The sequence below is a fragment of the uncultured Faecalicoccus sp. genome (assembly GCF_944325745.1).
In the GTDB taxonomy this organism is placed as follows: Bacteria; Bacillota_I; Bacilli_A; order Erysipelotrichales; family Erysipelotrichaceae; genus Faecalicoccus.
This window is the reverse complement of the sequence record NZ_CALVBG010000001.1, coordinates 63,942-89,765: the sequence shown is the minus strand read 5'-3', so window position 1 is coordinate 89,765 and position 25,824 is coordinate 63,942. Positions and strand designations below refer to the sequence as shown.

Here is a 25,824-nt window from a genome sequence, read left to right as displayed (position 1 = left end):
TACAGTTTGCGCCGCTTTTGGGATTTGGATTGGCAACGATCCGTTCTTTCCAGCAGGTCGTTTTGGAAATGCATAATATCTTGAATAAAAAATGGGTAAGGGAGGGAGCCGAATAATGCTAGCGTCAACTGTAATGATCTTATTCGTTGTTTTGCTTCTTCTGTCTGTACCGATTGGAGCTGCTTTAGGGATCATCTCCGTAGCTCCGAGCTTGATTGATCCCTCCTTTGATATCAGTGTAGAATTTATTATTCGTTCTATGTTTGGCGGTATCGATTCATTCCCATTGTTGGCGATCCCAATGTTTGTGTTAAGTGGGGTCATCATGGCAAGAGGGGGTGTTTCTAAACGTTTGTTCGATGTCTTCTCGTATTTTTTGGCATCCCGAACGGCGGGCATTCCTTGTGCGGTTGTTGTGACTTGTTTATTCTATGGAGCGATCTCCGGAAGTGCGCCTGCGACGGTGGCCGCGGTGGGTTCCATGAGTATGCCGGTCATGCTTAAACTTGGCTATGATAAAAAATTCTCGACAGCCTTGATTGCAGTGGCCGGAGGTTTAGGTGTTATCATTCCGCCAAGTATTCCGTTTATTTTATTTGGTATGGCTACGGGTGCCAGCGTATCAGATCTGTTCTTAGCGGGCATTTTCCCTGGTATTTTAATTGCCGCTTTATTAATGGGTTACAGCTGGTATTATTGTAAAAAACATGGAGAAGATAAAGAAAGGATCCAGGAAGAGGTCAATTCTTTACGATCCAAAGGATTTTTCTCGATTCTCAAAGAAGGATTCTGGGCATTAATGACGCCTGTTATCATTTTAGGGTGCATCTATACCGGTGTTGCTTCTCCCACGGAAGCTGCCGTGATCTCAGTTTTTTATGCATTGCTTATTTCTTTGTTTATCTATCGTACGATCAAGATCAAAGATTTGAAAGCAATTTTAATTGAATCATTAAAAACCTTTACCCCAATTCTGTTTATTTTGGCCAGCGCGGTAGCATTCTCAAGAATTTTGACTTTATTACAAGTACCGCAGATGGCTGGTTCTTTGATCACAGAAAACTTTACAAGCGCATTCGCGGTATTGGTGCTGATCAATGTCTTGTTGTTGATTGTAGGGATGGTCATGGATACAAGTCCAGCGATCCTTATCTTGGCTCCGATCTTAACACCGATCATGTCCAGTTTTGGTATGGATCCCATTCAATTTGGTGTGATCATGGTTGTCAACTTGGCTATTGGTTTTGTAACACCGCCAATCGGTGTCAATTTGTTTATTGCTTCGCGATTGACGGAAGTTCCGGTATTTACGATTGCAAAAAAAGCCTTTCCGCAAATTATCTTATTGCTGATTGCGTTGATCTTGATTTGTGCTTTCCCGCAAATCTCGCTAACTTTGATTTAGAAAGGGTGTAAATGAATATGAAGAAAATTTTGACCTTTCTGATTTGTTCCGTGTTTGTGATCAGCGGCTGTGCTCGAAATGTAGATTATGTGGCCCAATCGCAAAAATATCCATGGGTATTGGCTCATGCTTCGACCACGGATACGATCACGAGTATTTTTGCGGATAAATTTGCTGAAGAAGTAGAAGAACTCAGTGATGGCAGAATGCAGATCGAAGTGTATGACAACTCTACTCTTGGAGGAGACAGAGAACTGATTGAAAGCTGCCTGACCAAAGATGTAAAATTTATAGTACAGAATACGGCTCCTCAGGTTCCTTTTATGGAACAGCTTGCGGTTTTCGATTTGCCAATGGCTTATGATGATATCAATGATGTTCGTGAAGTCTTAGATGATCCTAATTTCCGTTCGATCATCGATGGAATCTATGAAGACGCCGGTTTTAAACTGTTATCCTTTGCCGATCAGGATTTCCGTGTCATGACCACGAATAAAGAAATCCGGTCTATTGATGATTTTGCCGGGCAAAAGATTCGTACGATGGAAAACTCTTACCATTTGATGTTCTGGCAAAATATCCATGCCAATCCAACGCCGATGTCCTTTAGTGAAGTTTATATTGGTTTACAGCAAAAAACGATCGATGCGCAGGAAAACCCGGTAGAAGTCATCGTTTCTTCTAACTTGTATGAACAACAAAAATATATCGTAGAAACCAATCATTTACCGCATTTATTGTCTTTGATCACGAATAATGATTTCTATAAATCACTTTCTAAAGAGGACCAAGAAATCATTGATCAAGCCAGTGAAAACGCTAGTGAATACGCCAGAGAACAGTCCGATCAGCGTATTGAGGACAGAATCAATATTTGTCTGGAAAATGGCGTGACCATTTTGGAATTGGATGATGAGACTAAAGAACAAATGCGAGAATTGAATGATGGTCTTTACGAAGACATCAAAAATGAAGTCGGCGAAGAATTATACAATGCCTATTTAATGAATGCTGAATGGAGGTAATCATGAGAACAATCACAGTAAAAAATGTAGAATTTGGTAAGGGGAAACCAAAAATTTGTATTCCTATCATGGGAAAAGATCTGGATGGTTTAAAAAACGAGATCGAAAGTTTGAATGGATTGGCTTACGATATCATCGAGTGGCGAATGGATCATTTTAAAGATATTCTGAATCCGGAAGAAGCACAAAAAGCGATCCAGCTTGTTGGTTCCTTGTTAAAAGACACTGTTCTTTTGGCTACTTTTAGAACCAGCAAAGAAGGTGGGGAAATGGCCATTTCCAACGAAGATTATGTTGCGTTGAACAAACAGATGATCGACTCTGACTTGATTGATTTTGTTGATGTTGAATGTTTTACTGGTGATAAAGAAGTCAGTGAAATTGTTGAATATGCACATGCTCATGGTGTCTATGTTGTCATGAGCAATCATGATTTCCATAAGACACCAGATTATGGAGAAATTGTGTCACGATTAAAATTGATGCAGGAAAAAGATGCCGATATTCCTAAGATCGCATTGATGCCGCAGTCTAAATCGGATGTTCTGACGCTTTTAAAGGCAACGTTGGATATGCATGAAAAGTATGCCGATCGTCCTATCATTACGATGTCTATGGGAGCCGATGGAGTGATTTCAAGATTAGCCGGCGAAGTCTTTGGCTCTTGTTTGACATTTGGGGCGGCCAAAGCAGCCAGTGCTCCAGGACAAATAAACGTAGCGGATCTGGATCGCGTATTAGAAATCTTACATCATTCAATTTAATCAAATGAGAGGTCAGTTTTCAGAACTGACCTCTTTTTTTGGTTCTATACAAAAAACAATTTTTTTTCAACTATAATAAAAGTAGAAGTATGAAACCGAGACAGAAAGGAGGACGAATGGATGAAAAAATCAGATATTTACCAAATTGTTGATCGTAAGATCAAAATCATGTCAAATCATGCCTTGATTGATCCGAAGGACATCAAATCAATTGAATTGAAAACCAATGTCGTTCATAAAACGATGACAGGAGAAGTACTGAATAGTATTGCGAATGCTATGTCTGGAAGTATCGCGAACGGAAATGAGCTAGTCAAGGTAGAAATCATGATCGCATGCGATGATCAAACCTATACGCTTTCTTTAAGTGAGGAACCTGTTGTAAGAAATAATTTGGAATATCATGATTTAGTCAAAAGAACAAGAAAACTAAAGGATCTGTTACTTGAAGATATTCATAAAATCACTTGATTTTCAAGAAGATTTGATAAAAAACCAGAGGGCCATAGAATCATTCTCCTCTGGTTTTCTTTTAGAATTTTTGAATGGCCGTTTTGAAATTGGCTATGATTTCTTCTGATGTATCTCCGTTTACGATAAATCCGTTTGAAATAAGTCTTTCGTGATGTGTCAAGATGTCTTCTTGTTTCACGATCAGGATGCGATTATTTTCAATCGCATCTTTTTCAATATCATCACTGAATACGATTTCTTTATCAAGCTTCTGAGAAATCTCTTCAAGTACTTCTTGGGTAGTACATTCGGTGATCAAGTTGGAAGTTTCCAGTAAAATTTCGCGATAGATCCGATCGATCTCCTGATCATCGATTTGAATGTTTTTGAAATATTCTAAAGCTTTCTTTGCTTGTCCGACCAACATTTCCAATCCTGTCACTGCCACAGGGATCCCTAGTTTTTTCGCTTGCAGAGTAAATTTAGTATCCATAGGGTTATAGACGCAATCGAAAACGGCTTCTACCTTTTCGAACCGGGATAGATCCACTGCCGAAGAATCTACATGGGGATACATGCCGCAAGGCGTTGTATTGACGACGATATCAATGTCTTTGTGATTTTGATAAACTTCATCAATCGTGATGATACCTTCATTCAGGATGATATCTGTTACGAACATTTCTTTGGCTTTATGGTCTTTGATGACGGCCTGGATCGCCTGGCTGGCTCCTCCGTTTCCTAACACAAGTACTTTTTTTTCTGTAAAAGTTACTCCGTGTTTTTGGACCATGTAGTCAAAACCATAATAATCGGTGTTATAACCATAAAGTTTACCATCTTGGTTTACAATGGTATTCACGGCCCCGATTTTTTGCGATGCATCATCTAATTGATATAAATAAGGGATCACGTCCTTTTTATAAGGAATCGTTACATTGATGGCTTTAAAGGCGCGTTCCTTCATAAAAGCGTCAAGATCCTCTTTTTCTACAGGATGGATATCATACGTATAATGATCTAACAATTTTTCTTGGATTAATTTTGAATAAGAGTGTCCTAAATGTTCACCAATGAGTCCATATTGCATAATTGTTCACCTCTTTTTTTCAAGTTTAGCTTATTTATAGAAAAATACAAAGAAAAATTTTTCCTCTTCTGAAATCGCAATCGACATTCTATTTCTTTCTAGCGATTCCGCATAGGATTTGATACACTTTTCATGGTTATAAAATTGAGAAGGAAGAGAAAGCATATGGATCATTGTATGGATATTGAATTTAAGGATTATGAAAGCTTTTTACAGGATTTAGAAGATGCGGATCGAAATGAGAATATAGAAGAGATTCGGATTCATTTTTTATCTTTGTATCAGAAGATGGATCCGATTCAACAAGTTCTTGTGTTGCAGATGAGCCTAAATAAACTGCATAAAAAATGTTATTTGTATTTCCCGTTTCCTCGTGATGGATCGATGACAAGACAGCAGTATAGTACCTATATAAAAGAGCTTCAAAAGTTGAAAAATGTTCATTTAGAAGTGGAGTCCTAAACGGTCTATTTTCAAGGGTCCTTGATTTTCATTTAGGTCGTACTGTGATATAATTTCAGTAACAAGGAGGTACCTATTATGAAAATCAATGTAGTAGGAAAAAATGTAACCGTAACACAAGGGATCTCTGATAAGATTCACAAAAAATTGGAAGTGCTCAACAAGTATTTCATTGTTGGCGAAGAGGATACTGCCAATGTTTTGATTCGGACGTATCGTCATAAACAGAAAATTGAGGTGACGATTCCCACTAAATTCGCAATCCTCCGTGCGGAAGTTATGGATGATGATCTGTATAATGCCGTTGACAAAGTGATCGACAAATTAGAAGATCAGATTCGTCGCCAAAAGACTCGTCTGACTCGTAAAAACAAGGATTCTTTAGCGCAAGCTTTTATTGATGAGGTCGATGAGTACTCCGATTCAGATGATCAGGTCGTAAAGACAAAGTCTATCGTTCCTGTTGAAATGAGTTTGGATGATGCGATCATGAAAATGGAATTATTAGGGCATGATTTCTTCATTTATACTGATGATGAAACACAAAAAATCGCTGTTGTTTATAAACGATACGATGGCGGATATGGATTGATCGAAACAGAATAATAAAACCAAAGTGCCTGCGGGCACTTTTTTTTGGTATGATAGAACTATGTATACGATTTTAGTTGTGGAAGATGAAGAGATCATCGCTCAAAAAATGAAAGACTTTCTCGAGGGTTGGAATTATAAAGTCATCATTCCAACGGACTTTAAAAATATTCTCCAAGTGTTTTTAGATACCCATCCGGATCTTGTATGCATGGATATCGCGTTGCCTTATCTCAACGGATATCACTGGGCCAGTGAGATTCGTAAGGTCTCGAAAGTTCCGATTCTTTTTGTGTCCAGTATCGCTGATAATATGAATATTATCATGGCATTGAGTCAGGGAGCGGATGATTATATTACGAAGCCCTTTGAACTGCAGGTATTACAAGCTAAGATCCAGGCTTTACTGAGAAGAACTTATGATTTTGGAGGCAAAACTCTTGTTTTAGAACATAAAGGACTTCGCTTCTTTCCTGAGGAAAACCGTGTGGTATTCGAAGATCGGGAAATTGAAGTGACACGCAATGAATCGAAGATCCTGATGTTGCTTCTTCAGCAAAAAAATAAAGTTGTTTCTCGTGAGGAAATGATGAACTACCTTTGGAAGACCGATTATTATGTCGATGAAAATACGTTAAGCGTGAATGTGAATCGTTTACGCAAAAAACTTGAATCCGTTGGATGTGAAAAATACATCGAAACCATCAAAGGAATGGGGTATAAAGTATGAGAGTTTTCTATTGGTACTGTAAGGACCACATTTATTGGATGCTTTTCTTGTTCCTGAGCTTTTTGATCTTAAGTTTTCTTTCTTTTTTATATCAACTTGACATAGAGATCCTTTTGTATGGAACGCTTTTATGTCTTTTCTTCTTTTTGGTTTTGATGGGTATGGATTTTTTTCGATACAAAAAACGTCACGATCAGCGAGTAGCCATCAAGACAGAGGCAATCGATCAAGTATTGAATCTACAAGATCCTACATTAGCGGGAATTGAATATCAAATGCTTCTACAAAAGGTCGAACAGGCCCGATTGGATGCGATCAATCAAAACGAGGAAGAATTCCAGGAGCATATGGATTATTTTACTTTATGGATCCATCAAGTAAAGTTACCGATTTCAGCGATGCAGCTGTTACTCGAAGAACAAAACCCCTCGAAAGAGAATCTGAAGAGTCAGCTTCTGCGCATTAATCAGTATACCGATATGGTATTAGCGTATCTTCGCATGAATGCATCGGAAACGGATTTTGTGTTTAAGGAAATCGATCTTGATGATGCGATTCGCCAGAGCATCCGCTATTTTGCATCCGAGTTTATTGCACGAAATATTAGCCTTACTTTTAAAGAAACGCATCTATTTGTTCTCAGCGATGAAAAATGGCTGGTCTTAGTCTTAGAACAGATCCTATCCAATGCGTTGAAATACACCAAACAACATGGCCAGATCAAGATCTATCTTCAAGGCGACCGAAAGTTGATCATAGAAGATAATGGGATCGGGATTCAAGCCAGCGATTTACCGCGCATCTTTGAAAAAGGCTATACCGGCTATAATGGAAGGCAAGATAAAAAAGCCAGTGGTTTAGGGCTTTACTTATGTAAAGAGATCTGTCAAAAGCTTTCTTGCGAGATTTCTATTGACTCTCAACCAGGATGTTATACAAAGGTAGGCTTGAAATTTGATCAATCTTACAAAACTGTAAGATAAGGAGAGATATTGTAAGCTTATTCGATGTCTGAAAAATGATTTCTCTTTTAAACTGAGAGTGTATAAGGAGGAATTGAAATGTCTTTGTTAGAAGTAAAAAATGTAAAGAAAGTATATTCTTCACGTTTTTCTGCCAGTTCGGTCCAGGCATTGCGAAATGTAAACTTAAATGTTGAAAAAGGGGAATATGTCGCCATTATGGGGGAATCAGGTTCTGGAAAAACGACGCTTTTGAATATTTTGGCGGCTCTCGATCGCCCAACAAGCGGGTCTGTTTATCTCAATGGAAAAGATTTGACAAAGATTCCTGAAAAAATGCTTGCGTCGTATCGAAGAAATAATTTAGGGTTTGTTTTTCAAGATTTTAACTTGCTCAATAATTTTTCCAATCAAGATAACATTCTCTTACCTTTAGTCTTGTCGAATATGAAACCAAAAGAGATGTTTCGTCTGTTAAAACCTTTGTCTCAGCAATTAGGCATTGAAAACATACTGCAGAAATATCCCTATGAGATCTCTGGCGGACAAAAACAAAGAGTGGCTGTTGCGCGTGCAGTGATCACAGATCCGGAATTGATTTTGGCAGATGAGCCTACCGGGGCTTTGGATTCAAAATCAACGGAAGAATTACTGATGTTGTTTGATCAGCTGAATCAGAAGGATCAAACAATTTTAATGGTCACACATTCAACGAAGGCGGCTTCCCATGCCAAGCGAGTCTTGTTTATCAAAGATGGCGAGGTGTTTCATCAAATTTATCGGGGAGATCGCTCCTTGGATCAAATGTATGAAACGATATCAGATACGTTAACCCTTTTGGCGACAGGCGGTGTTCGACGTGTTTAAATTCTTTTATTTTCGCCTGGCCGTTGATAATTTAAAGAAGAATGCGAAGATGATTCTTCCGTTTTTATGTTCGAGTTCGTTGACGGTCATGATCTTTTATCTGGTGTATTCGCTATCGCATAACGAAGGGTTAAACGCTTTGACCGGCGGTGAGTATGTGCAGATGTTATTGTCCTTGGGTGTGGGTGTGATTGTTGTTTTCTCTGTGATCTTTTTGTTTTATACAAATTCTTTTTTGATGAAGCGAAGAAAACACGAATTTGGGATCTTCAACATCCTGGGAATGGAAAAAAAACATATTGCGCGTGTGATCTTTTATGAAATCTTGATCAGTCTGGTAGTTTCTTTGGTTTTCGGAATCGGGGCAGGGATCTTATTTGATAAACTCTCTTATATGATCCTTTTGCGAATGCTTTCTTTTGATACTGGCTTCGGCTTCTATATTTCGGGATCGGGGATCGGATATAGTTTGATTTTATTTTCACTGATCTATCTTTTGATTTATATTTTTTCGTACTTTCAGATCCAGATGACCAAGCCGATCGAACTGCTTCATTCCCAGCAGATGGGCGAAAAAGAACCGAAATCAAAATGGCTGTTTACATTAGTGGGGATCGTTTGTTTAAGCATCGGTTATTATTTAGCTGTTTCGATCACAGATCCATTGAGCGCGTTTACGTTTTTCTTTGTCGCAGTTGTTTTGGTGATCTTAGGAACGTATCTTCTGTTTACGACAGGAAGCATCACACTTCTGAAACTCTTGAAGAAAAACAAGAAGTATTATTATAAAACGCGGCATTTTATCAGTCTTTCCAACATGATCTATCGAATGAAACAAAATGCAATCGGATTGGCCAATATTTGCATTCTTTCTACGATGGTTTTGGTGATGTTGTCAACGACGTTTTCTTTGTGGATGAGTATTGATTCAATCATCGATTCTCGTTTTCCTCGGGAAGTTCAGATTGCGATGCGCGGATATGATCTAGACGCCTCCAAGCAGCAATTAAATTCTGTTTTAGAACAAAACGAAATCAAAGCGAACGATATTATGCTGTATCGATATAGTTCCATCAGCGGGCTATTAGAAGAGGGGATTTTAAACACGGATACATCGGAAGCATCGTTTTCGAATCTTGGTGATGTGGTTTCTTTATACTTTATTCCTTTGGAAGACTATAATGAAGCGACCGATCAATCTATGTCATTAAATGAGGATGAAGTTTTTGTTTATGGCTCCGGACAAAAATACAACGAAGATTTTTTGAGAGTAGGAGATGTCAATTACCAGGTGAAGGACACTTTGTCTACTTTTATGGATAACCAGGAAGAGGGGGCAAGTATCGGTAATAATTATTTTGTCATCGTATCGGATGTTGAACAAGTGCTTCAAATGCAAAAGATCCAGGAAAGTCTTTATCCAGATTCCTACAATGTGCCTACAACGATGTTGTCTTTTGATTGTGATCAAGATAGTCGTTCTCAGGAAAAAATCGCATCTTTATTTCAAACCTTGAATGTTAATGATGGCAACACAGATCAGGATTTGGTTTATATTTATACCAGCACAAAAGAATCTTCTTATCATGATACGCTTTCTTTGTATGCAGGATTCTTGTTTTTGGGGATTTTCTTAAGTATACTCTTTATCATCGCAACGGTTTTGATCATGTATTATAAACAGATCACGGAAGGCCTTCAGGATCGGGATCGGTTTGAGATCATGGCCAATGTCGGTTTGGAAAAAAGAGAACTCAAGCGTTCGATCAACTCGCAAGTTTTGACCGTCTTCTTTTTACCGCTGATCGTAGCAGGCCTCCATATCTGCTTTGCCTTTCCTTTGATCGACAAATTACTGCGATTGTTATATTTTGAAGATACCAAACTGTTTGTTACGGTGACGATGATATGTTTCTTGATTTTTGTTGTGATTTATTCGATGGTATATTTCTTGACATCGAAAGTTTATTATAGGATCGTGAGATAGGTATGAAAAAGATCGGTACTCTGTTTTTAGGACTCCTTATCATTATTTCACTGGCTTTAGGGGTGCTGACATTTATGGGATATAACGAATATAGATCTGCTTTGGCCGCTCAAGATCTCCAAGAAAAGATCGATGAGATCCAGAATCAGCCAAACTATACATCTATCAACGATATTTCTCCGATTTATCTGGATGCTGTGATCGCGGTGGAAGACCATGATTTTTATCATCACAAAGGAATCGATATTGAATCCATTGGCCGTGCAGTTTTGACCAATCTGAAAGAAGGAGCTTTGATTGAAGGGGGTTCAACGATTACGCAGCAGCTCGCAAAGAATCTTTATTTTTCTCAAGAAAAAGATTTTGTACGAAAGATCGCTGAATTATTTATGACCTTTAAGATGGAGAAGACGTATTCAAAGGATGAAATTCTAGAATTTTATGTGAATTCAATCTATTTTGGTGAAGGATACTATGGCATAGGGGAAGCATCCCAAGGTTATTTCGGAATATCACCTGCGGCTTTGAATGATGAACAATCCATTGTGCTGGCCGGGATCCCGAATGCACCGAGTGTTTACTCTTTAAGCAACAATCCAGATCTTGCTAAACAGCGGGCTTATCAAGTGCTTGGGCAGATGGTAAAATACGATTTTATCGATAAATATCGCATTAATGAACTCCAATCGAAAATTGATGAAATTTCCTGAGAATTTTAGTTCTATTTTTAGCTTTGTATTTCATTGAAATGTCCTTTTCAAATTCACATTCTATGTTATAATGTTGGAGATAAGGAGGTACTACCCATGGGATTTATGGATAAAGTGAAAGATTTCGTAGCACCTGTTGACCCAGATGAAGAGGAATACGAAGAACAGCCTGTAGCGCAGACAATGGCAGCAGAAACGGAGGCTGAACCTCAGAATCGATATGAAAGACCAAAAAGTAGAACAAATTCTGCTACTTTGAACACAAAAACAAAAATGGTTTTGTTTGAGCCTAGAAGTTTTGGTGAAGCAGAAGAAGTTGGTACACGGTTAAAAGAAGGTCGTGCAGTGGTTGTGAATTTACACAAATTGGATCGTGATTATGCACAACGTACGATTGATTTTTTAACAGGTGTTGTTTTTGCTTTAGATGGTAAGATTCAAAAGATTGGTCAGAATGTCATTTTGTGTTCCCCTGCTGAGATCGGTGTTCAAGGAACGATTTCTTTAGGAAATCCAGATGATTTCGACGAATAATACAAATTTAAAATTTAGAGCGAATATTTTAAGAGGTCATGAAGTTTTTGCCGCTCATATCCAGGACCAGATCCATTCGGTCATGCGATATCAGCGTCCCTTGCTGACCTCTTTTTTAACGCCGGCTGAACAAGAGATTGTCAAGCAGCTGAATGGGAACAAGCTCTTTCTTTCGTTTTATGGCGGCTATGATCAAGCCGTTCGTAAAATTGCCTTTTTGGCAAATGAGCCCATGGAACCGGACTATGATTATACAATTCTTTCTAGTTCCTATACTTATGACAAGCGTATATTATCACATCGAGATGTATTAGGGGCTTTAATGAATCTAGGCTTGCAGCGCGATCAAATCGGGGATATTTGTGTTGATGAGAACGAGATCGCTTTAGTATGCAAACAAATGATCTCGGAATGGATATGTAATGAATTGCGATTTGTTGCGCGTGCACCGGTTTGTTTTCAAGAAAATTTCAATTTTGAATGGAAGACTCCCATCCTTGAAACGTGTTCGATCAATGTTTCTTCTTTCCGGATGGATTCTGTCGTTGCTTCTTTGGCAAATATTTCCAGGTCAAAAGCCATGAAGATGATTGAACAGGGAATGATCAAATTGAATGATGTTATTCTTGAAGATAATGAACAATTATGCCATAATGATTACGTTTCTATTCGAGGGGTCGGGCGCTTTCATTGTTTAGGTGTTGTTTCTAAAACAAAGAAAGATCGGTGGATTCTATCGTTTGAAAAATTTAAATAGGCTTTGATGAAGACAAGTCAAAATCAAGATTCCTATCAAGAGAGTGGTCAATATGGTGCGATGACTATATAGGGTAGGTTTTGGTATCCCTTCTGAGCTGAACTTCTGAAATTCTCAGTAGGAAGTTCCGGATCATTCCGTTATCGAAATGAAGTGCATTGGCTATGGCCAGTGAACTAAGGTGGTACCGCGTGTTTTACGTCCTTGGAAAAGGACGTTTTTTTATTAAGGAGGAAATCATGGATTACAAACAGACTTTGCACATGCCTAAGACGGGTTTTGAAATGCGAGGTAAATTACCGACAAAAGAACCTGGATTTCAAAAACGTTGGCAAGACCAAAAGCTTTATGAAAAAATGCTTGAACGCAGAAAGGATGCGAAATCCTTTGTGCTTCACGATGGTCCTCCCTATGCAAATGGGGACATTCATCTGGGACATGCTTTAAACAAGATCTTAAAAGATGTCATCAACAAATCTCATTTTATGATGGGCGATAAAGTTCCTTATATCCCTGGATGGGATACTCACGGACTTCCTATCGAAACAGCGGTCACAAAATTGGGATATGACCGAAAAAAGATCGGGATCGCGGAATTTAGAAAGATTTGTTATGACTTTGCGATGGAGCAAGTTGAAAAACAGAAAAAAGGCTTTTTGTCTTTAGGTTCGATCGGAGATTATGATCATCCTTATATCACGCTTCAAAAAGAGTTTGAAAAACATCAGATCCAGATCTTTGCGGATATGGCCATGAAAGGTTTGATCTATAAAGGTTTAAAACCAGTCTATTGGTCACCAAGCAGTGAATCTGCACTGGCAGAAGCTGAAGTAGAATACAAAGATATCAAATCACCGACAATCTATGTGAAATTTCCTGTCAAGGATGGAAAAGGGGTCTTAGATCAAGATACTTATTTTGTGATTTGGACAACGACGCCTTGGACGATTCCTGGCAACTTGGGTATTTGTGTCCATCCTGATATGACCTATGCTTTGGTGGAAACTGACAAAGGAAAACTCGTGATGTTAGAAGAACTGGTGGATTCTCTATGTGAAAAGTTTGAATGCAGCAGTCATCAAATCGTAAAAACATTCAAAGGGTCCGAATTTGAAATGATCACATGTACCCATCCTTTATACCCAGAAAGAGAGAGTCTTTTGATGCTGGCTGATTATGTTACCGCTGATGCGGGTACAGGATGTGTCCATACGGCTCCGGCTTTTGGGGAAGACGACTTCAATACCGGAATGCGTTATCATCTTCCTGTCTACTGCAATGTTGACGAACAAGGACGCATGATGGAAGATTGCGGAGAATGGTTAGCCGGACAGTATGTGGAAGATGCCAATAAAACGGTAACGATGAAATTAGATGAATTAGGGTATTTGTTAAATCTAACATTCATTACGCACTCTTATCCGCATGACTGGCGTACGAAGAAACCTATTATCTTCCGTGCAACAACACAGTGGTTTGCATCTATTGATAAGATCCGTGAGCAGCTGTTGGATCAGATTCATTCCATTCATTGGGTTCCTGCATGGGGAGAAGGACGTATGCATAATATGATCGCTGACCGTGGGGACTGGTGTATTTCCAGACAGCGTGCCTGGGGAGTACCGATCCCGATCATTTACGGAGAAGACGGCACACCGTTAATGGACAATGCGATCTTTGATCATGTGGCTGAATTAGTTGGGCAATACGGTTCCAATGTGTGGTTTGAAAGAGAAGCCAAAGATTTGGTCCCAGAAGGTTATACGAACGAACATTCGCCAAACGGAATCTTTAAAAAAGAAACAGATACGATGGACGTTTGGTTTGATTCCGGATCTTCGCATACAGGATGTATGGTAGAGCGTGGCTACGAATATCCGGTAGATCTTTACTTTGAAGGATCTGACCAGTATCGTGGATGGTTCAACTCTTCATTGATCGTGGGAACTGCTGTTTATGGCAAGGCACCTTATAAGGAAGTTTTATCTCATGGATTTGTCATGGATGAAAAAGGCGTCAAGATGTCAAAATCACAATGGAATGCAGTTGCACCGAGTGAGATCACGAAAAAATATGGAGCCGATATCTTGCGTTTATGGGCTTCCAGTGTAGATTACCAAGCCGATTGCTCTATGGGGCAAAACATTTTAAAACAAGTCAGCGAAAACTATCGTAAAGTTCGCAACACATTCCGTTTCTTAATGGCCAACTTGGATGATCATTCTTTTGGAAAAAATGATTGTTTGCCATTTGATCAATTGGAACCATTAAATCAATACATCTTGGTTCGATTGAATGATGTTGTTCAAAGTTGTGAAAAAGCATACGCTGAGTATCGTTTTGCGGATGTTGTTCAGACATTGAGCAATTTGATGACCAATGAACTGAGTGCGTATTATCTGGATTATACAAAAGATATCTTGTATATCGAAAAATTGGATGATCCGCAAAGAAGACAGGTGCAAACAGTTCTGTATAACGCCATTGAAGTTTTAACGAAACTCTGGGCTCCTATTCTTTGTCATACTTGCGAAGAGATCAATGACTTCATGAAGTTTGATCCTGAATCGATTCATCTTACGGCATTTAAAACATTGGATCTGCCATTTGATGCACAATCCTTAAAAGAAAAAATGGATGTGTTATTTAAGGTCAGAAAAGATGTTTTAAAGGCATTGGAAGAATCGAGAGCCAAAGGAGATATCGGTAAATCTTTGGAGGCAAAAGTGAGTGTTCATGTGGATCCGGAAACTCGAAGCATCATGGAAGAGATTCTGAAGAAACCGGCACAGTGGTTGATCGTTTCTCAGTTTATGTATTCGGACGAAGATTTAGATTCTTATGAATTCTGTGGCGTTAAAATTGAACACGCCGACGGACATGCATGTCCTCGCTGTTGGAACTTTACAACGAGTGAAAACGAAGACGGATTGTGTGACCGCTGTCATCACATCTTAAATTCCTAAAATAAAACCGCAGCAAGCTTTAATACTTGTTGCGGCTTTTTTATTGAATCAAAGCGATTTGATCTTTACAGTTATCGGTTGCATAGATGTTGTATTCTCGTGTTTGGAACAGGGGCTTTTCGCCATCTTTATTCACATCATCGATCCAGATTGCCTGGACATCAGGATAGTGTTCAGACAAAAAGGTCTTTCCCTCTGACAGGGGCATACAAAACAGCGTTGTGCTTAACAAGTCTGCCAATGTACTGTCTTCGCAGATGATTGTAACGCTGCGATGAAACGTAGCCGGATAGCCGGTATCTGGATCAATGATATGGCTATAAATCTGATCGTTGGCCTTATAATATCGCTGGTAGTCTCCGCTTGTTACAAATGACTTTGGCTCTTTGGATGTCACTTCGATCACAGAGGCTTCTTGATCTGGATCTTTGATTCCGATTTTCCAAGGTTCATTTGATTTGGTTCCAATCAATACGACATTTCCTCCTGCATTGATATAACCTTCCTGACATCCTTCTTGTTCCAATCGCTCTTTTGCCTTTTGGGTGGCATAACCTTTGGCGATGCCTCCTAGATCAATTTTTGTATCGGGATCCGTGAATTGGATCGTATCTTCCTGGAGAATGACTTTATCGTTTCCTCCATGTTCAAGCGCGTCTTTGATATCTTGATCATTTGGTATTTTGCCATCTTGTCCATTGGCGTTTAATGTTAATCCTTCTTCGCGATAGGTGTGCCAAAGATCTAAAAGGTCTCCTTGGGTACAGTCAAACTTGCTGTTTATCGCATTGAAGTTCATCGCGATTTGGATGAGATTCTTCAATTCAGGATCAATCGACAGGGCTTTATTGTAGGCGTTGTGATTGATTGTGTAGACATTATTGATATTGTCATAAGAATGATATTGATCAAAAAGCCGATTATAAGATTGAAAGGTTTCTGAAACGATCGATGCATAATGATCAAAGTCGGATTTTGAACAATTAGCTTCAAAAGTAATGGCGGTATCAAATCCGACATCGGTAAAGGTGATTTGTTGTGATGAGTTATGTTTCGAGCCGGGATTTGAAAAATAATAAGAGATGCTGCCAATCAAAATTAAAAAACAGACAGAGATCAAAATCCAGCTTCGTAAAGAATGTGTTTTATTCATGGGAGTATTATAAAAAAAAGCTTTCAAATTGTCCATGAATTCTCTGACCAGGTTCTTTTGAAAGAGCTTGAAGTTCCTATTTAAAAGGCATAAAATAGGTAGGAATGATTTTTGTTTGAGGAGGGATGACAATGTCATTGTTTCTTGGCCCGATGCACCACTTTATTCCGGGTCATAAAGATTTGACAGATAAAAAAGAGATCCTCCATGTTTCGCCATCCAAGGAAGTCTATATTCCTTTAGCGGCCGGAGCCAATATGGATCTCGAAGTTTTAGTCCAAGAAGGAGACAAAGTTGAGATTGGGACCAAACTAGCGGTTACTCGTTCTGGCTTTTATGTTCCGATCTATTCTAGCGTCAGCGGTTTTTATCGTGGTTTAAAAAAGCGCATGAGCGCCAGTTTAAAACCGATCGATCATATGGTGATCGAGTTATCGGAAGTACAGAACAAGATCCAGGCTTTGAAACCTTTAGATTACGTTTCTGCATCTCATGAAGAATGTGTAGAACAAGTAAAACAGGCGGGGATCGTCGGACTTGGTGGAGCTGGCTTTCCAGCATATATCAAATACCAAAAAACGGACGGGATGGATTGTGTGATCATCAACGCTGTTGAATGCGAACCTTATATTACAGCGGATTATGCGCATACGATGCAAAATGTGTCTCGTTTGGTTTTAGGCTGCGAGATCTTAAAGAAGATGGCAAATGTTGCCAACGTCTATATTGCGATCAAAAAGACGCATCCCGATTGGATCCAGGCTGTAGAAAGTCAACTGCAGTCCAAAGACGGAATTTCTGTACGTCCTGTTCCAGATGTATATCCTATGGGATGGGAGCGTGTTTTGGTGCGTGAGATCCTGCATAAAGAATACGATCGTCTTCCGGGAGAAGCAGGGGCGATCATTTCCAATGCTTCGACAGCTATGGCAGTAGCGGATGCTTTTGAAGACGGCGATGCGATCTATCAAAAAACGGTGACCGTTTCTGGCGATGGAATCAAAGAACCGCACAATATCGTTTGTCCTGTGGGAACACCGGTCAGTGAACTGATCGAGGCTTGTCAAGGCTATACATCGGATAGCGTACGTCTGATTGCGGGAGGTCCGATGATGGGTAAAACGATCGTAAATGATCAGTTTGTCGTTGATAGAGCGACCAATGCCATCACGGTTTTGAAACATGTCCCAGACGATGAGATTGCTTGCTTGCGCTGTGGACGCTGCAGTGACCATTGTCCAAGCGGTTTACAGCCGGTACGTATCGCTATGGCGGTAAAAATGGGCAATGCAGACGAAATGGAAAAACGCGGGGCCTTAAGTTGTATTGAATGTGGTCTTTGCACTTATGTTTGTCCAAGTCACATCGATGTTACAGAAAACGTTCGTAAAGCAAAACGAATTGTTTCTTTAAAAAAGAAAAAGGCGTGAGGTGTAGAGGATGAAGTTTAATTTTCATGTAAGTCCTAGCTTAAGAGGACACTTGACGACACAAAAGATCATGGCTGAACTCACGCTGGGTCTGTTGTTGTTGTTTTGTTTATCTTGTTATTATTACGCAACGACATATGGCAGCGCTTATTTGCTGCATGTGATCCTTTTGCTGGTAAGTTCTTTGGTTACGATGGTCATTTGTGAATCCATCTTCGCAAAGATCTATAAGAAAAATCCTATTGAGTACTTAAAGACTTCTTTTGGATGGGTCACGAGTATCATTTTGACTTTAATGGTACCGGCTACGATGACTTGCTACGCTTTGATTGTTGCAACAATCTTTGCTATTGTCTTTGGAAAACTTCTTTTTGGCGGTTTCGGGCAAAACATCTTCAATCCGGCCGGCGTGGGTCGTGCAGTGATCTTTGCCGCTTTTACAGGAGCTGCTGCCAATGGAATCACAACGGGAGCCACTCCAACAACGACCTTGGCCAATTCATTCAATTGGCTTCCTGCTACCAGTGAGGCCTTGGATTCTTTCTTAAATCAGTTTGGAGGATTTGGCAATTTGGCGCTGGGGTTCTATGACGGAGCCTTAGGAGAAACTTTCACGATTGCGATTCTGTTGATTGGTGTTTGGTTTGCAGTAAGGAAAATTATTGACTGGCGAGTTCCGGTTGTCTATTTAGGATCCATTTTCATTATGACGGCTATCGTCGCTTTATTGAGCGGCATTGACGCTTATCACGGCATCCCAGGCTTTATCTGGTATCCATGTCTGCATATGGTCACTGGCGGTATTGCTTTTGGTGCAGTATTTATGTTGACAGATCCGGTGACATCGCCCACCAGTGCACAAGGACGTGTGATCTTTGCTTTAGGAGCGGCGATCATCACGGTGTTGTTACGATTGAAAGCCAATCTGCCAGAAGGATGTTTATACTCGATCTTGTTGATGAATATGTTTACGCCAATGATTGAAAATGCGTTGGATGGAAAACAGCTCGATATCAAAAAGAAAGCGTATGTGATTTCTCTTTGTTTAGGAATCATCGGTCTTGCGATCACATTCTATGCTTCGAGTTCGATCGAACCTGTTACTTCCGTTGAACCATCTTCGAATACAGCTTATATCACGCAGGAGGCCGGTCTATGAAAAAAATATTACATCTGACATTATTTCTGGCAATCGTCTCTGTATTGGCTGGTGGCGCTTTAGCGTTTTTTAACGAAATTACAGAACCTGTTATTGCAAAAAATAACGAGAAACAAGAACAAGAGTCTCTGTTGGAAATGTATCCCGATGCGGATCCATCCACTTTTGAAGCAATCGATATTTCAGATCTAGATTCGACAACGATCAACAAAGTCTATCAATACAACGATCTCTATATTTTCAATATGAGTGTTCCTGGATATAAAGACGGAACGACTTTCTTGGTTTCAATCAATTCTTCCGATCTGACGATCGATAAATTTATTGCGATCTCCAATGGAGATACAAGTGGTTTAGGTACTCAGGTCCTGGAAGATCCATTTAAAGAATCTTTGGAAGGAAATCTTGCGGATGGTGAATTGGATACGATTTCAGGAGCGACAGTGAGCTCGCAGCCTGTCGTGGATGGTATCCATGAAGCGGCTGAGAAGATTTCGCAGTTGAAATAGGAGGGTGAGCATGAATCGAATTCAAAATTTTAAAAACGGATTGATCAAAGACAACCCTGTATTTTCACTGTTTTTGGGGATCTGTTCTACATTAGCAATCACAACGAGCATCAACAATGCGATTGGGATGGGGGTATCGGTGATCATCGTTTTAACGATGTCGAATGTCATCATCTCTATGATTCGTAAGATTACACCGGATGAGATTCGTATTCCGGTTTATATCGTGATCATCGCAACGTTAGTTACGATCATTCAAATGCTGATCCAGGCATTTGCGCCCGCTTTGAATGAAAGCTTAGGGGTCTTCATTCCTTTGATCGTTGTAAACTGTATTATTTTAGGACGTGCAGAAAGTTTTGCCAGCAAAAATGGTGTTTTTGACAGCGCGTTAGATGGTATTGGTATGGGATGCGGTTATACTTTGGCCGTCCTTGCGATGTCGGTGATTCGTGAAGTTTTGTCGACAGGTGGTATCTTGATCACAAATCCGTTTAATACAGCGCAAGTGATTTTAGATTTGACACTGTTCCCTGAAGATTTCACAATCAGTCTTTTTGGTTCGCCGGTAGGTGCATTTATTACATTTGCATGTTTAGCGGCTGCCGTGGGTGCTTATAAAACACATTTAGACTCAAAAGAAAAGGCAAAGGAGAAATAGTATGGGTGAATTGATTACTTTACTTGTCACATGTGTACTGATCAATAACGTGATCTTGAATCAGTTCTTAGGAATGTGCCCGTTCATGGGAGTTTCCAAGAAACAATCCAGTGCCCTGGGTATGGGGGTAGCCGTTGTATTTGTTATCGTCGTAGCCGCACTGGTCACTTATGGATTGTACTATTTAGTATTAGTACCGCTTGGTCTTGAATTCATGGAACTGATCACCTTTATCTTGGTCATCGCTTCCTTGGTGCAGCTGACAGAGATGTTTATCAAAAAATATAGTCCAAGTCTATATAAATCGTTAGGGGTATATTTGCCTTTGATCACGACAAACTGTGTTGTCTTGAATGTTTGTTTGATCAACATTACCAACGCTTATGATTTCTCCCATATGTTGGTCTATTCAGTAGGAACCCCTTTAGGTTTTGCATTAGTTCTTTACATTTTCTCTACGATACGAGAACGTTTGGATCTAAGCAGTGTTCCTAAAGCGTTTCAGGGAAACGGAATTGCGTTGATCTGTGCTGCGATCATGTCGATGGCATTTAGCGGATTAGCAGGCATTGTATGATCAAATATATCTTAGCCGTTTTGTTTTTTGCGGCCTTGGTGTTGATTTATATCGGTCTTTATTTAATGAATAAAAAGACTCCATTACCGGAAGGCTGTGAAAACTTAAAGGCAGATTGTGAAGGTTGTCATGATTACGCATGCCTCCATAATCCTGCCCATAAGGAGAAAGAAGGAAATTAATTATGGTACAAACTATCTTGATAGCAGTTGTCATGATGTTGATCTTAGGTGCGATCCTCGGTCTTGGTTTAGGCTTTGCGGATAAATTCCTAAAAGTTGAACAAGACAAGCGCGTAGATGATGTTACATCCATGCTTCCGGGTTATAACTGCGGCGGATGCGGCTTTCCTGGATGTTCCGGAATGGCAGAAGCTTTAGTTTCTGGAGATATGGATACGATTGCTTGTAAACCATGCAAGGCAGAGAAGAAGCAAGAGATCATCGACTATTTAAAAAATACACCGGGTCCGGATGGATCCACCATTCAGCTCAAAGGATAAAAGAAAAGATCTGGCACTATGTCAGATCTTTTTGTATGCTTGGATCCATTCTTCCACAGGAGCTTCTTGAGGATCAATATAAATTGTTTTATAGGATTTCATTGTGACAAATCCGGTTTTTGCGCCAGGCACTTTTTTTAGCTCTGAGACAGGACAGTAATTCACGGGAACACTGCTTGAGTCTTTGCTTTTGGAAAAGAAAGCCGCTAAATTGGCACACATTCGTATTGTTTGTTCTGTCGGTTTTTCCGATTTGAGTAAAACGTGAGATCCATGATAATCTTTCACATGGAACCAGAGATCTTTTTTATTGGCAATCTTTGAGGTGATTGTCTGGTTTTGGAGATTATTCTTACCGACATAGATCAAATCGTCTTGAATTTGCAGACATAAAATATTCGGCTTTTTCTTGCCTCTTTTCGACAATGAATTTTTTTTCGGCCGCAGGATCTTTTCCTTGATCAATTCTTCTTTGATTTCTAATGCATCTTGTATCGTACAATGCTGCAGTTGTTCATGAAGCTGTTCAAAGTATTCGATGTCCATTTGGCATTGACGAATCTGCTCCTGTAAGATTGAGATCGAACGTTTCGCTTTATGATATTTTTGATAATAGCGGTTCGCATTTTGTTTGATGTCGTATCGCATATCCAGAGGGATCTCGATGATCTCATCGGTCTCAAAAGAAGGAAGTTTGACCACTTCTTCTTTTTTGATTTGACCCATATATGCAAACAGAAGATCTCCATACATTTGATATTTGGAATAATCTTTTGAAAGTTCTAAGGTGTCTTGGAGTTTCGGCAGTTTTTTTTCAGCTTTTTTTCGTTCTTTTTCTACAGCTCGATAAACATCTTGGCATTGTTCACGTATGCGGTTTTTTTGTTCTTCCTCTGCATATAAGTGGTGGAAGCCTTCCATAAATTCAAATTGTTTTGGACTTTCTTTTAGATGTGTCATGGCTAAACAGTGAAAGTCTTTCTTATAAATATATAAATATTTTGAGTTTAGAAGTTCTTGTAAGATTTCTTCGTATTTTTGACCTTCCTGCATTCTTTTTAAGAATTCTTTCGATAACAACGGAGAAAATCCATAGATTTGGTTGACCAAGGAGGAATTTCGATCGATTTGATCCACATGTAAAGGATCTTGTTTTTGTCCCGGATCCGGGAAGGTATATTGCGCTCCCGGATGGATCATCCGTTTTGTATTTTCATAGATCGGGATCCGTTTTAAAGCATCAATGATGATGCCGTCTTGATCGACCAAGACCATATTCGAATATTTTCCCATCAATTCCACATACAGTTTATATTGTTTTGTGTCTCCTAATTCATCGCGGTTGACTAGGCTGAATTCCAAGATTCGATCAAATCCTATTTGTCGGATCTGATCCAGGATTGCCTGACTGCAGCATTTTCGCAGCACCATTACAAAATTTGAGGGCTGCAGCATCGAAGAAGTCGCATAGGGATCCAAATAGATCCGATTTGAATTCGAATGCGCATTGACAACAATTTTTTCATTTCCATGTCTTGTATATACATGAAAAACAATTTCTTCATCTGAGATATTTTGAATTTTATTGATTTTACAGGGGCACAAAGTTTGGAGCCTGTTTAAGATAACATGAAGCAACAAACCATCCAAAGCCATATGATCACTCCTTTTTTGCCATATATTATAGCATATTCGAAACTTTGTTTTGACTCTATCATGAAGTGGTGTAAAATGTATGAAAAAGGAGAGCAGCTATGAAACGTGGGTTGTTGATCATCCTGAGCGGACCTAGCGGAGTCGGCAAAGGAACGATACGAAAGATCTTTTCAGAAGATCAAAGACTGAATCTTGCTTATTCAACATCGATGACGACAAGAAAGCCTCGCGAAGGAGAGGTTGATGGAGTGGATTATTTCTTTACTTCCCGTGAAGATTTTGAAAAAGCGATCGCTGAGGGGGAATTGTTGGAATATGCAGAGTTCGTAGGTAATTATTATGGAACTCCATTAAAGGAAGTCAATCGCTTGCGTGATGAGGGCAAGAATGTTTTGCTGGAGATCGAAGTGCAAGGAGCCACACAAGTTCAAAAGAAATGTCCGGATGCGATCAGCATTTTTATCGTTCCGCCGTCAATGGAAGAACTTGAACGCAGAATTCGCGGCCGCCGAACTGAGGCTGAGGAGATTGTTCAACAACGCCTAGCGAAAGCAGCCAATGAAATGAAGATGGTGTATCAGTATAAATACATCGTCTGCAACGATGATCCGCAGTTGGCCGCAGAATTGATTGAAACGATCATATTAAGGCATATAGAACTGGAAGAAAACAAATAATCATCTTGCGTTTGATTCGTAAGTGTGCTAAATTATCGATGTATAAACAACAAGGAGTGGGATTTCCCACTCCTTCATTTTGAAAAGGAGAGAGTATGGACAAACTAAAAGAGTGGATCGTACCGATCTTGGAATCAAAAGGATGTCATCTGTATGATATTGAATGGTTGAGTTCAGAACGACCCCCGCTTTTACGAATTAGCGTCGAAAAAGAAGACGGATCAATGGATCTGGATACGTGTGCTGTTTGCAGCGATGCGATCAGTGAGGTCCTTGATCAAAAAGATTGGTTTGCGACAGAATACATGTTGGAGGTTTGTTCGCCTGGAGCTGAAAGAGAGCTGAAAAATGAAGAACAACTTCAAAATGCGATGGGTCAGTATGTTTTTTGTAAATTAAAAGATCCAAAAGACGGATTGGACTCTGTGACCGGAAACCTTTTAGAAGTAAACAATGAATGTGTTAAGATCGAATATCGAAACAAAACAAGATTAAAAACCATCGATATTGATCGCGATAATATTTTGATGATACGTACTGCTGTGAAAATTTAAGGAGATAAATATGAAATTAAAAGTTGAATCCATTGCGAAAGCATTACAAGGAATTGAAACTGATCGACAATTGACACCGGAAATCGTGGAAGATGCTTTGAAGGAAGCGATGATCAAGGCTTATCGTAAACATATCGAAATTCCGGATGCCTATGTGAAAGCTGAAATTGTGGACGGAGAGATCCATCTTTATCATCAGCGAATCGTTGTGGAAGATGTCGAAGATGATGAACTGGAAATTTCTTTAAAAGATGCCAAGAAGGTCAACCCTAATGCTCAGATCTCCGATATGATCGATGAAGAAGTTGACTATACACAATTTGACCGTGCCGCTGTTGTCTTGGCGAAAAATGTTATCAAACAAAAGATCCGTGAAGCTGAAAAACAAATCGTATATGAAGAATATAACGATAAAGTGGATGAGATGGTCATGGGTACAATCGAAACAGTCGAACCAAAGTTTGTGATTGTCAACATTGGCAAAACATTAGCCATGATGAAAAAAAGTCAGCAGATCCCGGGTGAAATCTATCGGGAAGGCCAGAAGATCCTTGTGGTGATCACCGAGGTCAACAAGGATACAAAGGGAGCACAGGTTTTAGTTTCTCGTGCAACACCGGTGTTTGTCCGACGTTTATTTGAAAAAGAAGTACCTGAGATCTACCAGGGTATTATCGAGATCAAAGCGATTGCTCGTGAACCGGGCGAAAGATGCAAGATTGCGGTTCAGTCTTATAATGAAAATATCGATCCGATCGGTGCTTGTATTGGGCCAAGAGGTTCTCGTGTACAGATGATCATCAATGAACTTCATGGAGAAAAAATCGATATTTTTGAGTGGTCTGACAATATTTCGGATTTGATCAAAAATGCATTGAGTCCAAGTGAAGCCATTGCGGTGATTCCCAACGAAGAAGTGAAAGATGGATTGATCGTTGTTGTTCCAGAAAGTCAGCTGTCTTTGGCGATTGGAAAAAGAGGAAAGAATGCTCGTTTGGCTGTTAAGTTGACCAATCGCAAGATCGATATTAAATCGGATACGGAAATGGATGAATTAGGTATTGATTATCGTGCGATCTCTCAACAGATGCAAGAAGAATATGAAGCTAAGAAAGCCAAAGAACGCGCTTATAAACAACAATTGCGTATTGAAGAATTGAATAAAGCGGATACTGAGATCGAAAATGTCGATGTCGCTGATTTCACTTATGAAGATGTAGATACGATGTTGGATATCGAAGAAGAAGCACCTCTTCAAAACACAACAACATTGTTTGAAAAAGAACAAGAGAAAAAAGAAATGGATGAAATGGAAGAGGCTGCTCGAATTGCGAAAGCAAAACGAAAAGAGAAAGCATCTGCTGCTCCTGTCGTTGAATACACATCCAAGTTTGAAAATTTTGCGGATGCTTCTTCGAAACAAGAAACGGTTTCAAAAACTTCAAAGAAAAAACATGAAGAGCCTAAAGAAACTAAAGAAGAGAAGACGGATCTTTCTGAAGCAAAACAACAGTTCGAACAAATGCGCCCGATTTATTCTGAAGAAGAACTTGCGGAAATTGAAGCACAACAGATGGAAGAAGAAAATATTTGGGATGAAGACGTCGATTATGAAGAATTCGACGAATACTATGATGATTAGG

27 protein-coding genes and 1 other annotated feature are annotated in these 25,824 nt (G+C 39.5%); of the genes, 24 read left to right on the top strand and 3 right to left on the bottom strand.

Translation table 11 applies throughout. From position 1 onward, the window contains the following. Window positions 1-115: 115 nt before the first annotated feature. The 4 genes from Q0J48_RS00455 (at window position 116) to Q0J48_RS00440 (ending at window position 3,665) form a co-directional block, all read left to right on the top strand. Entirely contained in the window at window positions 116-1,405 is a 1,290-nt protein-coding gene (locus Q0J48_RS00455) for a TRAP transporter large permease subunit (protein ID WP_296240610.1), read from the top strand. A 17-nt stretch (window positions 1,406-1,422) separates the two neighbouring features. After that, entirely contained in the window at window positions 1,423-2,430 is a 1,008-nt protein-coding gene (locus Q0J48_RS00450; protein WP_296240607.1) for a TRAP transporter substrate-binding protein, read from the top strand. A 2-nt stretch (window positions 2,431-2,432) separates the two neighbouring features. Next, window positions 2,433-3,194 (top strand): type I 3-dehydroquinate dehydratase, encoded by a 762-nt coding sequence (gene aroD, locus Q0J48_RS00445; RefSeq protein ID WP_296240605.1) that lies wholly within the window; start codon window positions 2,433-2,435, stop codon window positions 3,192-3,194. Window positions 3,195-3,314: 120 nt separating this feature from the next. Next, the gene (locus Q0J48_RS00440; RefSeq protein WP_296240604.1) at window positions 3,315-3,665 is read left to right on the top strand and encodes a hypothetical protein; all 351 of its coding nucleotides are present in this window, start codon (window positions 3,315-3,317) and stop codon (window positions 3,663-3,665) included. Between the two features lie 61 nt (window positions 3,666-3,726). Here the strand turns inward: Q0J48_RS00440 and Q0J48_RS00435 are convergent, their stop codons facing one another. Further along, the gene (locus Q0J48_RS00435; RefSeq protein ID WP_296240603.1) at window positions 3,727-4,737 is read right to left on the bottom strand and encodes a shikimate dehydrogenase; all 1,011 of its coding nucleotides are present in this window, start codon (window positions 4,735-4,737) and stop codon (window positions 3,727-3,729) included. A gap of 165 nt (window positions 4,738-4,902) precedes the next feature. On the opposite strand from Q0J48_RS00435, the gene Q0J48_RS00430 reads away from it, so the two are divergent. The 10 genes from Q0J48_RS00430 (at window position 4,903) to ileS (ending at window position 15,303) form a co-directional block, all read left to right on the top strand. Continuing rightward, window positions 4,903-5,199: a hypothetical protein gene (locus Q0J48_RS00430; RefSeq protein ID WP_296240602.1), complete on the top strand. Its 297-nt coding sequence runs from the start codon at window positions 4,903-4,905 to the stop codon at window positions 5,197-5,199. A gap of 78 nt (window positions 5,200-5,277) precedes the next feature. Next, a complete protein-coding gene (raiA, locus tag Q0J48_RS00425) occupies window positions 5,278-5,805 on the top strand; it encodes a ribosome-associated translation inhibitor RaiA (protein ID WP_296240601.1) in 528 nt (175 codons plus the stop codon). Between the two features lie 46 nt (window positions 5,806-5,851). Then, window positions 5,852-6,520 carry a response regulator transcription factor gene (locus Q0J48_RS00420; protein ID WP_296240600.1) on the top strand — a complete coding sequence of 223 codons (669 nt, stop codon included), beginning with the start codon at window positions 5,852-5,854 and terminating at the stop codon, window positions 6,518-6,520. Beyond that, entirely contained in the window at window positions 6,517-7,503 is a 987-nt protein-coding gene (locus Q0J48_RS00415; protein ID WP_296240599.1) for a sensor histidine kinase, read from the top strand. The genes Q0J48_RS00420 and Q0J48_RS00415 overlap by 4 nt, the downstream gene beginning before the upstream one ends. A gap of 78 nt (window positions 7,504-7,581) precedes the next feature. After that, entirely contained in the window at window positions 7,582-8,349 is a 768-nt protein-coding gene (locus tag Q0J48_RS00410) for an ABC transporter ATP-binding protein (protein WP_296240598.1), read from the top strand. Then, window positions 8,342-10,336, top strand: coding sequence for an ABC transporter permease (locus Q0J48_RS00405; RefSeq protein ID WP_296240597.1), 1,995 nt, complete (start codon window positions 8,342-8,344; stop codon window positions 10,334-10,336). Before Q0J48_RS00410 ends, Q0J48_RS00405 begins: the two co-directional genes overlap by 8 nt. 2 nt (window positions 10,337-10,338) lie before the next feature. Next, window positions 10,339-11,046 carry a transglycosylase domain-containing protein gene (locus Q0J48_RS00400; protein ID WP_296240596.1) on the top strand — a complete coding sequence of 236 codons (708 nt, stop codon included), beginning with the start codon at window positions 10,339-10,341 and terminating at the stop codon, window positions 11,044-11,046. 96 nt (window positions 11,047-11,142) lie between these two features. After that, complete coding sequence (sepF, locus tag Q0J48_RS00395) at window positions 11,143-11,580, top strand: cell division protein SepF (RefSeq protein ID WP_296240595.1); 438 nt, start codon at window positions 11,143-11,145, stop codon at window positions 11,578-11,580. Beyond that, window positions 11,564-12,337 carry a YlmH/Sll1252 family protein gene (locus Q0J48_RS00390; protein ID WP_296240594.1) on the top strand — a complete coding sequence of 258 codons (774 nt, stop codon included), beginning with the start codon at window positions 11,564-11,566 and terminating at the stop codon, window positions 12,335-12,337. The genes sepF and Q0J48_RS00390 overlap by 17 nt, the downstream gene beginning before the upstream one ends. Then, window positions 12,332-12,546: a binding site (T-box leader), on the top strand. It overlaps the preceding gene by 6 nt. A 30-nt stretch (window positions 12,547-12,576) precedes the next feature. Continuing rightward, window positions 12,577-15,303 carry an isoleucine--tRNA ligase gene (ileS, locus tag Q0J48_RS00385; RefSeq protein WP_296240593.1) on the top strand — a complete coding sequence of 909 codons (2,727 nt, stop codon included), beginning with the start codon at window positions 12,577-12,579 and terminating at the stop codon, window positions 15,301-15,303. 40 nt (window positions 15,304-15,343) lie between these two features. On the opposite strand, the gene Q0J48_RS00380 is transcribed toward ileS, so the two are convergent. Then, the gene (locus Q0J48_RS00380) at window positions 15,344-16,456 is read right to left on the bottom strand and encodes an FAD:protein FMN transferase (protein ID WP_296240592.1); all 1,113 of its coding nucleotides are present in this window, start codon (window positions 16,454-16,456) and stop codon (window positions 15,344-15,346) included. 131 nt (window positions 16,457-16,587) lie between these two features. Between Q0J48_RS00380 and Q0J48_RS00375 the strand changes: the two genes are divergently transcribed. From Q0J48_RS00375 to Q0J48_RS00345, 7 genes are read left to right on the top strand one after another with little or no spacing between them, the layout of a single operon-like run. Next, complete coding sequence (locus Q0J48_RS00375) at window positions 16,588-17,886, top strand: RnfABCDGE type electron transport complex subunit C (protein WP_296240591.1); 1,299 nt, start codon at window positions 16,588-16,590, stop codon at window positions 17,884-17,886. A 10-nt stretch (window positions 17,887-17,896) separates the two neighbouring features. Next, window positions 17,897-19,045: an RnfABCDGE type electron transport complex subunit D gene (locus Q0J48_RS00370; RefSeq protein WP_296240590.1), complete on the top strand. Its 1,149-nt coding sequence runs from the start codon at window positions 17,897-17,899 to the stop codon at window positions 19,043-19,045. Beyond that, a complete protein-coding gene (locus Q0J48_RS00365) occupies window positions 19,042-19,554 on the top strand; it encodes an FMN-binding protein (RefSeq protein WP_296240588.1) in 513 nt (170 codons plus the stop codon). Before Q0J48_RS00370 ends, Q0J48_RS00365 begins: the two co-directional genes overlap by 4 nt. A 10-nt stretch (window positions 19,555-19,564) precedes the next feature. Next, the gene (locus Q0J48_RS00360; RefSeq protein ID WP_296240578.1) at window positions 19,565-20,215 is read left to right on the top strand and encodes an electron transport complex subunit RsxE; all 651 of its coding nucleotides are present in this window, start codon (window positions 19,565-19,567) and stop codon (window positions 20,213-20,215) included. A gap of 1 nt (window position 20,216) precedes the next feature. Continuing rightward, window positions 20,217-20,792: an RnfABCDGE type electron transport complex subunit A gene (locus tag Q0J48_RS00355; protein ID WP_296240569.1), complete on the top strand. Its 576-nt coding sequence runs from the start codon at window positions 20,217-20,219 to the stop codon at window positions 20,790-20,792. Next, window positions 20,789-20,974, top strand: coding sequence for a hypothetical protein (locus tag Q0J48_RS00350; protein ID WP_296240557.1), 186 nt, complete (start codon window positions 20,789-20,791; stop codon window positions 20,972-20,974). Before Q0J48_RS00355 ends, Q0J48_RS00350 begins: the two co-directional genes overlap by 4 nt. Window positions 20,975-20,988: 14 nt before the next feature. Continuing rightward, the gene (locus Q0J48_RS00345) at window positions 20,989-21,294 is read left to right on the top strand and encodes a (Fe-S)-binding protein (RefSeq protein ID WP_296240612.1); all 306 of its coding nucleotides are present in this window, start codon (window positions 20,989-20,991) and stop codon (window positions 21,292-21,294) included. 21 nt (window positions 21,295-21,315) lie between these two features. Here the strand turns inward: Q0J48_RS00345 and Q0J48_RS00340 are convergent, their stop codons facing one another. Further along, window positions 21,316-22,950: an NFACT RNA binding domain-containing protein gene (locus Q0J48_RS00340; protein WP_296240552.1), complete on the bottom strand. Its 1,635-nt coding sequence runs from the start codon at window positions 22,948-22,950 to the stop codon at window positions 21,316-21,318. Between the two features lie 98 nt (window positions 22,951-23,048). Between Q0J48_RS00340 and gmk the strand changes: the two genes are divergently transcribed. The 3 genes from gmk to nusA all read left to right on the top strand — a co-directional run bounded on the left by gmk (window position 23,049) and on the right by nusA (window position 25,823). Next, on the top strand, window positions 23,049-23,627 hold the full coding sequence (gene gmk, locus Q0J48_RS00335; RefSeq protein ID WP_296240545.1) for a guanylate kinase: 579 nt from the start codon (window positions 23,049-23,051) through the stop codon (window positions 23,625-23,627). 95 nt (window positions 23,628-23,722) lie between these two features. Further along, window positions 23,723-24,181: a ribosome maturation factor RimP gene (gene rimP, locus Q0J48_RS00330; RefSeq protein ID WP_296240542.1), complete on the top strand. Its 459-nt coding sequence runs from the start codon at window positions 23,723-23,725 to the stop codon at window positions 24,179-24,181. A 10-nt stretch (window positions 24,182-24,191) separates the two neighbouring features. Continuing rightward, window positions 24,192-25,823 (top strand): transcription termination factor NusA, encoded by a 1,632-nt coding sequence (gene nusA / locus Q0J48_RS00325; RefSeq protein ID WP_296240539.1) that lies wholly within the window; start codon window positions 24,192-24,194, stop codon window positions 25,821-25,823. Window position 25,824 lies beyond the last annotated feature (1 nt).